We start from the raw sequence: 10368 nt of genomic DNA, 5'->3' as shown, positions 1-10368 counted from the left end.
CCACGGGCCTGGTGCCGGGCGTGCGCAACCTCAACGACCCGAATGCCCGGGGCAGGCTCTGGCTGCAGGGCCTGGGCAGCTATGGCCGGCTGGACGCAATCCACGGCAACAGCGACCTGACCCAACGTACCAAAGGCGGTGTACTGGGTGCCGACTGGGCGCTAACCCCGGACTGGCGCATGGGCGTACTGGGCGGCTACTCAAAAACCGACGTGGACAGCACCGGCATGGAGGGCAGGGTCAACAGCTGGCACGCGGGCGCCTATGCCATCCACCAGAGCGGTGCGCTGGCCCTGCGCCTGGGGGCGGCGTATAGCGGCCATAACGGCGACAGCAAACGCAGCGTGATATTCAACAGCTTCAGCGATCAGCCCAAGGGGGACTACCACGCCAGCAGCCAGCAGGCTTTTGCCGAACTGGGCTACGCCCTGGGCAGCGGTCGTCTGAGTGCCGAGCCGTATGCCAACCTGGGTTATCAGCGTTATCAACGTGACAGCTACACCGAAAAAGGCGGTGCCGCGGCGTTGCAGGTTGACCGGCAAACCCAGGACAACTTCAGTAGCACCCTGGGTGTACGGCTGGCGCATCTGAACCAGCTCGAAAACGGCATGAGCATCACACCCCGCCTGAGCGCTGGCTGGAAACACCTCTATGGTGATGTCAGCAGCTCAACCAACCAGGCCTTTGTGCTGGGCGGATCGGCCTTTGATGTCGAGGGCAGTGCGCTGGATCGCAACTCGCTGGTGCTGGAGGCCGGGCTGGATCTTGGCGTCTCTGCCAGGCAGACCCTGGGGGTGGGCTATACCGGCGATATCGGCAGCAACAGCCGCAACCACGGGCTGATGGGGCAGTGGCAGATGAGGTTTTGATCAAGCGGTGTGTGGAATACTTGTAGCAGCTGCCGAGGAACGAAGGCTGCGTTCGAGGGCGAAGATCTCGTAAAACCTGAGCGTTCAATCTATCTGATGCAGCGAAGTGTCTGATTTCACGACGGCTTCGCCGCCGAACGCAGCCTTCGTTCCTCGGCAGCTGCTACAGGTGTTTATACACAAAAAAAAGGCCCTCCCCGATACCGGGGAGGGCCTTTCGTTTAACGCCGGGGGTTAGCCCAGGTTAACGCCAAAGTTCGAAGCCAATGGCGCCAGGCCACCGGCAAAGCCCTGACCAATTGCCTTGAACTTCCACTCTTCGCCATTGCGATACAGCTCGCCGAACACCATCGCGGTTTCGGTCGAAGCGTCTTCGCTCAGGTCAAAACGTGCCAGCTCCTTGCCGTCAGCCTTGTTCAGAACGCGAATGTAAGCGTTGGATACCTGACCGAAGTTTTGCTTGCGGCCATCCGCTTCGTGAATGGTCACCGCGAAAGCCAGTTTTTTGGCTTCTTGCGACAGACCCGACAGGTTGACGTTTACTTGCTCATCATCACCGTCGCCGGCGCCCGAGCGGTTGTCGCCCTGGTGCACAACGTTGCCGTCGGGCGAAGTCTTGTTGTTGTAGAACACAAAGCTGCCGTCGTTCAGCACTTTGCCGTTCTCACCAACGATAAACACCGAGGCGTCCAGGTCGAACTCCTGACCGTCAGTAACCCGTGGGTCCCAACCCAGGCCTACAACCACTTCGGTCAGGCCAGGTGCTTCTTTGGTCAGGGAGACGTTGCCGCCTTTACTCAGACTTACTGCCATGTTCGTGAACCCTTATATGAAAAGTTGATGGGGTGCAGATTAAAACTTCAGGCCGTAGCTTTCCGCCAATGGCTTGAGACCGCCAGCAAAGCCTTGGCCCACAGCGCGGAACTTCCACTCGGCGCCATTGCGATACAGCTCGGCAAAGATCATCGCGGTTTCGGTGCTGGCGTCTTCTGCCAGGTCATAACGCGCCACTTCACTGTTGTTGTCCTGGTTCACAATGCGGATGAAAGCATTGCGCACCTGACCGAAGTTTTGACGGCGAGCGTCAGCTTCGTGAATGGTCACGGTAAACGCGATCCGGTCGATGTCAGCGGGTACTTTGGACAGGTCGACCTTGATCGCCTCGTCATCACCGTCGCCTTCACCGGTACGGTTGTCGCCCGTGTGTTCAACCGAGCCGTCCACGCTTTTGAGCTGGTTGTAAAAAATGAAATCGGAGTCAGCGCGTACTTTACCGTCAGCCTTGAGCAAGAAAGCGCTCGCATCCAGGTCGAAGTCTTGACCATCGGTGGAGCGAGCATCCCAGCCCAGACCCACGAGGACTTTGGTCATCCCGGGGGCTTCTTTGGACAGAGACAGGTTGCCGCCTTTGGAAAGGGAAAGTGCCATGTGTAATTCTCCTTAGTAATGTGCGATCAAGCTTTCGTGTCGTTGTTAACGTCGGATTGCTCTTCTTCCTTACCGGGAAAGATGATGCTGGCCACGATACCGATAGCCAAGACCACCAACACCACAATCAGACTGGTGTTTGGATCAATTTCATAACCATGGCCAAACAGGTGATCGGTTGCGTTCAGGGCCAGCTTGCCGGCGATAAAGAACAGCAGGGCGATAACCGCTTTTTCCAGGTGCACCAGGTAGCGTTTCAGTGCTTCGAGAACGAAGTACATGGTCCGCAGACCCAGAATGGCGAACATCATCGCCGAGTACACGATCAAGGGTTCACGGCTCACGGCAATCACTGCCGGTACGGAGTCGAAGGCAAACAGAATGTCTGAAACCTCAACCACCACCACACACAAAAACAGTGGGGTAGCAAAAAGAGCGCCCTTGCCTACAAGAGTCATTCCCTTGTTCTGCGGCTTCGTGATCTCTTTTTCAAGCTCTTTGCGTGAAACAAAGAAATTATGCCCGTGCAGCTTCGGCCAGACCGGGAACAGTTTTTTCGCAAAACGGTAGGCGATGTGCTTGGAGTAATCCTCCTCCTCATCCTCTTCCTTGCTGCGCAACATCATCACTGCGGTCCAGGCCACGACCACGGCAAACAGCACTTCGACCCAAGGGCCAAACGCCAGCAGGCCAGTACCGATCGCCACGAAAATCAGGCGGAACACAATGGCGCCGATGATGCCCCAGTAAAGAACCCGGTGACGCAATGCGTCCGGGATCTTGAACCAGGCAAAAATCGCCATGAACACGAACAGGTTGTCGACGCTGAGTACTTTTTCCAGCGCGTAACCGGTAACGAACAGGCTGGCCACACTTGGGCCGTGGGCCACATACAGGTAGCCCGCAAACATGAGCGAGATCACCACCCAGAACACCGACCAGACGGCGGCGTTGGTCAGCGAGACCGGTTTATCGCTTTTGTGGGTAAACAGGTCGATTGCCAGAGCAATGACCGCCAGAGCCACAAATACAGCGATGGTAGTTGGCGGAAAGCCAATTGCCGTGTTTTCCATGATGTCCTCAGAGATCAAAATCGCCAGGGTTCAGCCCCAGCTCATTGCAGATAGTGCGGCAGGCAGCCCGCTCACTTTCATCGAAGTTGCCGTCGGCGCTACCGATTGCGCAGCAAACACGCACCAGCAGGCGGGCGGCATCTTCTTTTTTACGTAGCTGACCGATAGATTTCAGCGCTTCAGCGCGACCGATCTGCTGGTCAAATTCAAACTTTTCACACACGGCGTTGAAAGCTTTGATCACGTCCTTGACGTCAAAGACCTTCAACTCATTGGAGTTTTGAATAAATCCGACCATTTTCTGTTTTTCGTCGCTGCTGATATTGCCATCGGCAGCGGCCACCAGTGCGCAACCGGAAACCACGGCTTCCATAAACTCACGGTTCTTGAATTTGCTGACTTCCGCCGAGAGCTTGTCACGGGCGGCGCTTGCGTTGGTTTTGAGCCATTCGAGCATTGGAGTCACCTTGTCAGAAATTGCAGGTACGGCGCCTGTTTCATCAGGCGGCCACTTACAGAGCGCTCATTTGGAGCCGGCAGCCCAGCGCATACCCCAACCAAACGCTTTATCCATGTCAGAGTGGCCCTTGAAGAATTCAACCCGACGGTTGACCTTCACACTGCCACCGACGTTTTCGAGCAAAGCAATGGCGCACATGCCTTTGGTCCCGCCCTCTTCGCTCAGGCGCACTTCAATCGGCGGCTCACCCGGGATGTACAAGGTGATGACACCGTCAGTCGCCTGCCAGTTCGGGGCACCTTCGTAGATGAACGCGTAAACCAGCACGCGACGCATCTTGCGCCACTCCTTGCCATTGATGCGCAACCACTCGCCGTCACTTACCGAGCCGGTGCGGTCGTCGCCCATCAACTGGATAAACGGCTCGTCACGGAAATCACCGAAGGCATTGCCCAGGGCCTGTACCGCGCCTTTGCGGCCGTTCTCCATTTCGTACAGGCAGCCCACGTCCAGGTCGATCCCGCCCGACTTGCCGCGCAGCGAAGCAAAGAAGCCGCCGCCCCCGGCGTTGGGGTTGGTACGGTTCCAGTTGAGGTTGATCTTGATCTCGCCGAAGTCACCGTCCTTTTTCTCAAGGCTGATGGACGGACGCTGCTTGTCCAGGGTGATCTTCGACAGATTGATTTTCGCTGCCGGTGCCGGTGCTGGTGCTGGAGGCGCTGGAGGTGGCGTCGGCGCTGCTGCCGGAGCAGGAGCAGGAGCAGGAGCCGCAATATCAACCCCAAAGTGCTCGGCCAAGGGCGCAAGGCCACCGGCAAAGCCCTGTGCTACGCAGCGGAACTTCCACACGCCCTGACGGCGATAGAACTCGCCGAGGATCAACGCGGTTTCCTGCATGCCCTGGGTCGGAATCGGTGCTTCGATGCCGCCGCTCACCGTTACGGTCAACTGCGGGAAGGCGTCGAAACGGGCCTTGTTCTCATAGATGGTTGCGGTGAGGGCGACTTTTTCGATGGCCTGATCAATGGCGTCCAGATTGACGCTGAACACACTGCGACCTGCAGCCGATTCCACCAGCTTGACCGCGCCATTATTGACGCTTTGCTGGCCGAAGAAGCACATGTCGTTGTCGCCACGCACCTTGCCCGACTCATTGAGCAAAAACGCAGAAACGTCCAGGTCCGCGCCGGTCACCGGTGTATAGCTGACGGTGACGCTCAGGGTACCGCTGGCAACGCCGGTGTTGGCGCCCGGGGTCAATGTGGTCATGAGCGCACCGCCTGGGCTGCGTCAGTGGCCAGATCCTGGGCGGTACGGCCATTGGCCACGGTGCCGATGGCGGTCAGGTCCCAGCCCGCCGATGTGCGGCTGATGTATGCCATGACCACGCCGGTGTGACGGCCCTTGTCCGACAGGTTGAAGCGCGCCAGCTCTTTGCCGGTCAGCTCGTCAACGATACGGCAGTAGGCGTTTTCTACCGCTTCGAAATTTTGCCCGGTAAACGAGTTCACGGTAAACACCAGGTGCTTGACCCCGGCCGGCAGCTGCTCCAGGTTGACCTGGATCGACTCGTCGTCGCCATCGCCCTCACCCGTGCGGTTGTCGCCGGAGTGCACGATGGAGCCGTCTTTGGACTTGAGCTGGCGAAACCACACCAGGTCCAGCGGTTGTTTGGCACTGTCGAGCAGGATGCACGAAGCATCCAGGTCGATGGCGGTATCACTGCTCAGCAGCTTGGCGAAAAAACCGCTGGGCTTGACCGGATCCCAGCCCAGGCCCATGCGAATTTTCTTGAGACCGGCTCCCGCTTCTTTCTCGAGAGAGATGGTTTGATTCTTGGACAGCGAAATGGCCATGAAACGTCTCCTTGTCTGCACTGAAGCACGATAGGTAATTACTGATTATTGACATGCTTTGCTTGCGCCTGGCTTACAGCTCCTCGCGCAAGCACACGTCAAGTGGCCGCTTGCGACGCCACAGTGCGTGAAATTCACGCCAATGCGGCTCTTGAGCGGCTCCGAGCATCTGTTCATCGCCCCGGGTGTCACCCCAGGCACGCAGTGTGTATTGGTCCAGAGGCCCGTATTGCGCCTCCAGCCGAATGACTTTTTGTTCACAGCGACAGTTGGTGCCCTCGATATCCCCGGTCAGCACGCCATCGACTGAGGCCAGCCGTGTACCGATCAAGCCGATACCGAGTTTTTTGGCAAAAGGTGTGAGCACCAGTTCAGGGGACGCCGAGCAAATTGTTACCTTGGCGCCCTGCTCAATCTGGTTGGCGACGGATGTTAAGCCCAAAGGCCGCATCAGACGCTGCCAGGAAACGTCACAAAATGCTTCAGCGCGCTCCTTTACCCAGGCCTCTTTGGCGCCGGTCAGGTAGACCGCGATCAGTTTCTCTTTCAAATCATTGCGAGAAATCCTGCCCAGCAGGTAGCACGCCGTGGCCGGAATCATCCGCAACAGGCGCATCGCGAACAGGCGATTGCCAAAGGCAAAGCGCAAAAACGGCACAAAGCTGTCGTGATAGGTCAGTGTGCCATCGAAGTCGAACGCTGACAGAACCTGCTTGTTGCCTTTGTCCGATGTATTCAAAACGTCGTTCAACCCACTAATTCAGCCAATCTCAGGCTGCCTCCAAAAGTGTCTGTCGGGCAGGCGACTTCAGGGCGAACCCCTTGCCAATGTGCCCGTTCAATAATTGTTTGCGCCCATTTGTAATGGGTCGCAGGCTCGCACATGGCGTCGTTGAACTTGAACACCGCAGGCGCCGCCTCACTCAATATTTGGCGTGCGCTGTTGAGATCTTCAAGGCTGACTTGCAACGCCCTGTGGATAACTGCAATTTGTGACGGGTGAATCGCAGTTTTCCCTACAAGCCCGTGAGCCATATCCAGCGCCAGTTCCTGATCCAGCACGTGTGGCGTATTGAGCTGCTCGAACACCGGTGCGGTCAGGGCAAAACCTGCCGAGCCCATGATCCCGCACAACATGGGAATCACATAGCTCATGGGCGTGCTGTACAGGGTCATGGTTTGTGGACGACGCAAGCCCAGGCAGCCCATCAGGTCGTTGCCACCGATGCGCAGGGCAATAATGCGCTCAGGCAACAGCTCCAGCATGGCGCTGCGCAGCTCTACCATGGCATTGGGCACAAAGACTTCCGGGGTTTCCAGAGTGGGCATCAGCATCAGGTCGTCGCGGGTCACCGCCTGCTGCCACTCGCGGATATTGCCAAGGCTGAGTTTGGGCACCACAAAACCGTCGACATGGCGCATCAGCGACCAATCATTAAGCACCGCTGCCATTGCCGCATCACGCGGGCGCACAAACAGGATCGGCCCGCTCGACGGACGGCCGCCACGCGCCTCGATGCCCAACAGCAGGTTCTTGAGGTTGTTCAGCCCCTGCTGCACGTCGATTTCGGCCACGGCGTCTTCCAGGCACACCACCAGCGAGCGTAAACCCTGGATCTTCTCGCCCAGCACCACATCCAGAATATCGGGACGGGTGGCCGGCATATAAAGTGTGGCGCCCAAGGCATAGGCTGAATGCTTGATCATCAGCGAACACTCCTGATTACGGTCACCGCGCGATACGGCCCCAGTTCATCACCGACTTCCTGGACCTCGATATTGGCCTGGCGCGTCAGGTGCAACAGCAGTTGCACGTCCTGATCGTCAAGGTTGCGCACCAGCACGTGGTCCGGTACCCGGCGCATCACGGCGCGGGTGGCCTCGGCGATACCCGGTTTGACCCGGTTGGGGTTGGTCACCGCAAACCGCGTCGAGATACGTTCGACCGCGGCTACCGCCGAGTGTTGCAAGGCTGCGGCCTGCTCCAGTGTCCAGGGTTGCGCAGCGGCCAACGGGGCAAGCTGTGCCCGCTCGGTTTCGATGCTGTGGATAAAACTCATGGTCACGTCGTGTTCCGCCAAATGGTCATACACCACGCAACCATGCAGGCCCGGGGTTTGCGGCCAGATGGAACGAGAAACCAGCCCGGAAACCGTAGCCCCCAGAATGCCCGAGGGGATCAGCCAGTCTTCAGCGGACGCCGCCAGCCAGGCGCGGCCACAAGGGTCCGCCAACACCACCAGGCGTGGGTCTGCCGGGAAACGCGAGTCTCCCGCCAGGCTGTCGCGGATCTGGCCGCTGATCGCGCCCTTGCCGGTCCAGCCATCGACAAACACGATGTTTTCGGCACCGTGGCTCTTGATGATAGCTTCGAGTGCGACGTTGTCGATTCCACGGTCACGAATAATGCTGATGCCGTAATGCGCAGCCTCGCGCCCCAGATCAAGCAGCGCCCGGCGCAGCAGTACACCCAGCGGTAAACCGGCGCGCACAAAGGACACCAGCGCAATCGAGGGGCCGTTGTAGCGCTCATTCAAGGCCAGCGCCAGCGCCTGCACATCGGCCGCCATGCGCGCGCCATTTTGCGTCAGGGCACGCTGGTAAAGGCTTTTATGGGTGTCGGACGGTGCATGTTCCTGGCTGATCATCTCGGAGTAATGGCGTTGCCGGGTCTGGATCAGCCGCTCTTTTTCCTGCACGTCGGTGACTTCAATCTGCAGGGCGCGCAGTAAAAAGTGCACGTCATCGGCGTCATAGCTGCCACTGCCGACGGTTTCCAGGCCTGCGAAAGCATTACTCATGGTCGACGCTCGCCAGCACATGAGCGGCCAACTGCCCGCGTTTGGGCGTGCCCCACCAGTCGCACTCGGCCATAAAGCCCAGGTCCGACACACTGTCACCGAAGCCCAGCAACGGGCGCTTGCCGTTGATCGCCTGATCGCGGCGGATCCATTCACGTACCGCTTCACGCTTTTGCAGGGTGATGGGCAGAAACGCCAGGTTGTTGCCATTGCCGTGTACATACAGGCCATCGAGCAACCCGCGCGCCTTGACCTCGGCCAATACGACGAGCAGCGCTTCGTCGGTTTCGTTGTTGTGCTTGGTGACCACGTAATTGGCCAGGCCCTGCTCTTCAACCACCCAGCCACGCAACGAAAAGCCAAGTTCGGCACCAATGGCCAGGGTTTGCTCGCTCAGTTGATGCAACCGGGTTTGCTCAAGGGCCAGTTCGTCGCACATGCGCGCATGCCAGACCGGGTCCAGCGAGCCGTCGGGCTTGAGAATCACGCCGCCGTGGGCACACACCGCGCCGTGGACGAACGGCAATTGCACACGTTGATAGGCCTCGATGCTGCGCGCAGTTACGGGGACGACATCGCTGGTGGCCAGCAGCCATTCCACAAAGCTCTTTTGTGTTGCGCTCATAAAGCCGTTGGGCTGGCCGTCCACATCCAGGGTGGCGGCAAAGCGTGGCTCATCACCCATTTTGCGGGCGGTTTGAAACAGGGTGTCGTCCAGATCAACAAACACCAGAGGACGATTACTGCTCATCAACGATTACCTGCGCATTCAACGCGCTAACCAGCGCCGGATCGACCGCAGCTGCCGGGGTTTCGCTGCAGATCAGCACCCGGTCGAACTGGCCGGGGGCGACGTTATAAAGAAAGTTGGGGATACCCAGGCCATAGTTGTCCGAGAACGACAATGCATGATCGATGCAATGGCCCAAGGCAATGGGCGAGCGGCTGGTGGAGCTGAAGCGCACGTCGGCACCCGCCCGTTCAAGGCGCTCGGCCAGTAGAAACGGGCGCCAGACAAATTCGCTGGTGCCGACCACCAAGACCCGTTCACCAGGGGCGACCTGCAGATCGGGCGCCAGGGTATCAAGGTGTTCGCGAACGCCCATGCGCCCCCAGTCACGGCTGGCATCAAGTGCCCAGTCGCCCTGGGCCACGCTGCCCACCTCGGGCATTTGAGGGAGCTCTGCGGTGGTATCTTCGGCGAACGTGTAGCGACCATCGAGCAAAGAGACGCTGCTGACATGATCGCCCATGGCCTTGCGCACAGCGTCCCGGGACCAGTCGGTCAGGGTCGTGGTGACAATACGCTCGACCGAGTTGAGCCCTGCTTCGGCCAGCGCCCGGGACAGATTGATAAAGGTATTGCCGGTAGAGGCTTCATCGTCCACCAGCACCAGCGAGCGGGCGTTGAGCATCATCTCGCGGGTGTGTGCGTCTTGCGGCAAATGCAGCAGATGCGAGCTGGCGTGACTGTGCTCTTCTTCAAAACGGGCAAACAGTTCACTGCCCGTAGGGTGGCGGCTGCTGCACAGGTACAGGCTGTCATCACGGGTCTGGCTGAGCGCGCGGTGCACGCCAGCACCCAGGCCAACGGCGGTTTCAGCCATGCCGATAACCAGCACCGGACCGGGCAGGTCGGCAGGGATTTTTGCAGCCAGGGCATTGAAGCTTTCCGCCATCAGTGACGGCCGTGCCGGGATATGACGCCCCAATACACGGGAAACGAATAAAAAGGCGCGCTTGGGGTTTCGGCGCTCGGCAAAATCGAAAAGTGCCTGTGGCTCAAAGGTCGATGCATTGACCTCTACCTCCAGACGACCGCGCTTGAGGTTTGCATGCAATACCTTGGGTTCGGTCTTGGAATTACCGCTGTTCATTGAT

At 58.8% G+C, this 10368-nt stretch carries 12 protein-coding genes; 1 reads left to right on the top strand and 11 read right to left on the bottom strand.

Features of this window, described 5'->3' with window-relative positions; all coding sequences use genetic code 11:
* On the top strand, window positions 1–869 hold an 869-nt coding region (locus GHO42_RS15735), incomplete at its 5' end, for an autotransporter outer membrane beta-barrel domain-containing protein (protein ID WP_153384162.1).
* Window positions 870–1103: 234 nt separating this feature from the next.
* Here GHO42_RS15735 and GHO42_RS15730 read toward each other — a convergent pair.
* The 11 genes from GHO42_RS15730 to GHO42_RS15680 all read right to left on the bottom strand — a co-directional run bounded on the left by GHO42_RS15730 (window position 1104) and on the right by GHO42_RS15680 (window position 10364).
* Window positions 1104–1682: a TerD family protein gene (locus GHO42_RS15730; protein ID WP_095002490.1), complete on the bottom strand. Its 579-nt coding sequence runs from the start codon at window positions 1680–1682 to the stop codon at window positions 1104–1106.
* A 39-nt stretch (window positions 1683–1721) separates the two neighbouring features.
* Window positions 1722–2297, bottom strand: coding sequence for a TerD family protein (locus GHO42_RS15725; protein WP_016783512.1), 576 nt, complete (start codon window positions 2295–2297; stop codon window positions 1722–1724).
* 26 nt (window positions 2298–2323) lie between these two features.
* The gene (locus GHO42_RS15720; RefSeq protein WP_095002489.1) at window positions 2324–3370 is read right to left on the bottom strand and encodes a TerC/Alx family metal homeostasis membrane protein; all 1047 of its coding nucleotides are present in this window, start codon (window positions 3368–3370) and stop codon (window positions 2324–2326) included.
* 7 nt (window positions 3371–3377) lie between these two features.
* Window positions 3378–3827: a tellurite resistance TerB family protein gene (locus tag GHO42_RS15715; protein ID WP_095002488.1), complete on the bottom strand. Its 450-nt coding sequence runs from the start codon at window positions 3825–3827 to the stop codon at window positions 3378–3380.
* A 66-nt stretch (window positions 3828–3893) separates the two neighbouring features.
* Window positions 3894–5099 carry a TerD family protein gene (locus GHO42_RS15710; RefSeq protein WP_133144346.1) on the bottom strand — a complete coding sequence of 402 codons (1206 nt, stop codon included), beginning with the start codon at window positions 5097–5099 and terminating at the stop codon, window positions 3894–3896.
* Window positions 5096–5686 (bottom strand): TerD family protein, encoded by a 591-nt coding sequence (locus tag GHO42_RS15705; RefSeq protein ID WP_095002486.1) that lies wholly within the window; start codon window positions 5684–5686, stop codon window positions 5096–5098. The genes GHO42_RS15710 and GHO42_RS15705 overlap by 4 nt, the downstream gene beginning before the upstream one ends.
* Before the next feature lie 73 nt (window positions 5687–5759).
* Window positions 5760–6437 carry an HAD family hydrolase gene (locus GHO42_RS15700; protein ID WP_095018727.1) on the bottom strand — a complete coding sequence of 226 codons (678 nt, stop codon included), beginning with the start codon at window positions 6435–6437 and terminating at the stop codon, window positions 5760–5762.
* Window positions 6434–7393, bottom strand: a complete 960-nt coding sequence (locus GHO42_RS15695) for an HpcH/HpaI aldolase/citrate lyase family protein (RefSeq protein WP_095020649.1) — start codon at window positions 7391–7393, stop codon at window positions 6434–6436. Before GHO42_RS15695 ends, GHO42_RS15700 begins: the two co-directional genes overlap by 4 nt.
* Window positions 7393–8487 carry a cysteine protease StiP family protein gene (locus GHO42_RS15690; protein WP_095025642.1) on the bottom strand — a complete coding sequence of 365 codons (1095 nt, stop codon included), beginning with the start codon at window positions 8485–8487 and terminating at the stop codon, window positions 7393–7395. Before GHO42_RS15690 ends, GHO42_RS15695 begins: the two co-directional genes overlap by 1 nt.
* Entirely contained in the window at window positions 8480–9238 is a 759-nt protein-coding gene (locus GHO42_RS15685) for a trehalose phosphatase (protein ID WP_095018724.1), read from the bottom strand. The genes GHO42_RS15690 and GHO42_RS15685 overlap by 8 nt, the downstream gene beginning before the upstream one ends.
* Window positions 9228–10364, bottom strand: a complete 1137-nt coding sequence (locus tag GHO42_RS15680; RefSeq protein ID WP_095025644.1) for a phosphoribosyltransferase domain-containing protein — start codon at window positions 10362–10364, stop codon at window positions 9228–9230. Before GHO42_RS15680 ends, GHO42_RS15685 begins: the two co-directional genes overlap by 11 nt.
* Window positions 10365–10368 lie beyond the last annotated feature (4 nt).

The sequence above is a fragment of the Pseudomonas sp. FSL R10-0056 genome (genome assembly GCF_009600105.1).
Classification (GTDB): Bacteria; Pseudomonadota; Gammaproteobacteria; order Pseudomonadales; family Pseudomonadaceae; genus Aquipseudomonas; species Aquipseudomonas bubulae.
This window is presented reverse-complemented; position numbering and strand designations above follow the sequence as displayed.

What these genes read in the sequence shown, in the direction of transcription:
- GHO42_RS15685 (WP_095018724.1), bottom strand. Translation starts at nt 9,238, where the DNA reads ATGAGCAGTAATCGTCCTCTGGTGTTTGTTGATCTGGACGACACCCTG.
- GHO42_RS15715 (WP_095002488.1), bottom strand. Translation starts at nt 3,827, where the DNA reads ATGCTCGAATGGCTCAAAACCAACGCAAGCGCCGCCCGTGACAAGCTC.
- GHO42_RS15705 (WP_095002486.1), bottom strand. Translation starts at nt 5,686, where the DNA reads ATGGCCATTTCGCTGTCCAAGAATCAAACCATCTCTCTCGAGAAAGAA.
- GHO42_RS15730 (WP_095002490.1), bottom strand. Translation starts at nt 1,682, where the DNA reads ATGGCAGTAAGTCTGAGTAAAGGCGGCAACGTCTCCCTGACCAAAGAA.
- GHO42_RS15680 (WP_095025644.1), bottom strand. Translation starts at nt 10,364, where the DNA reads ATGAACAGCGGTAATTCCAAGACCGAACCCAAGGTATTGCATGCAAAC.
- GHO42_RS15690 (WP_095025642.1), bottom strand. Translation starts at nt 8,487, where the DNA reads ATGAGTAATGCTTTCGCAGGCCTGGAAACCGTCGGCAGTGGCAGCTAT.
- GHO42_RS15710 (WP_133144346.1), bottom strand. Translation starts at nt 5,099, where the DNA reads ATGACCACATTGACCCCGGGCGCCAACACCGGCGTTGCCAGCGGTACC.
- GHO42_RS15720 (WP_095002489.1), bottom strand. Translation starts at nt 3,370, where the DNA reads ATGGAAAACACGGCAATTGGCTTTCCGCCAACTACCATCGCTGTATTT.
- GHO42_RS15695 (WP_095020649.1), bottom strand. Translation starts at nt 7,393, where the DNA reads ATGATCAAGCATTCAGCCTATGCCTTGGGCGCCACACTTTATATGCCG.
- GHO42_RS15725 (WP_016783512.1), bottom strand. Translation starts at nt 2,297, where the DNA reads ATGGCACTTTCCCTTTCCAAAGGCGGCAACCTGTCTCTGTCCAAAGAA.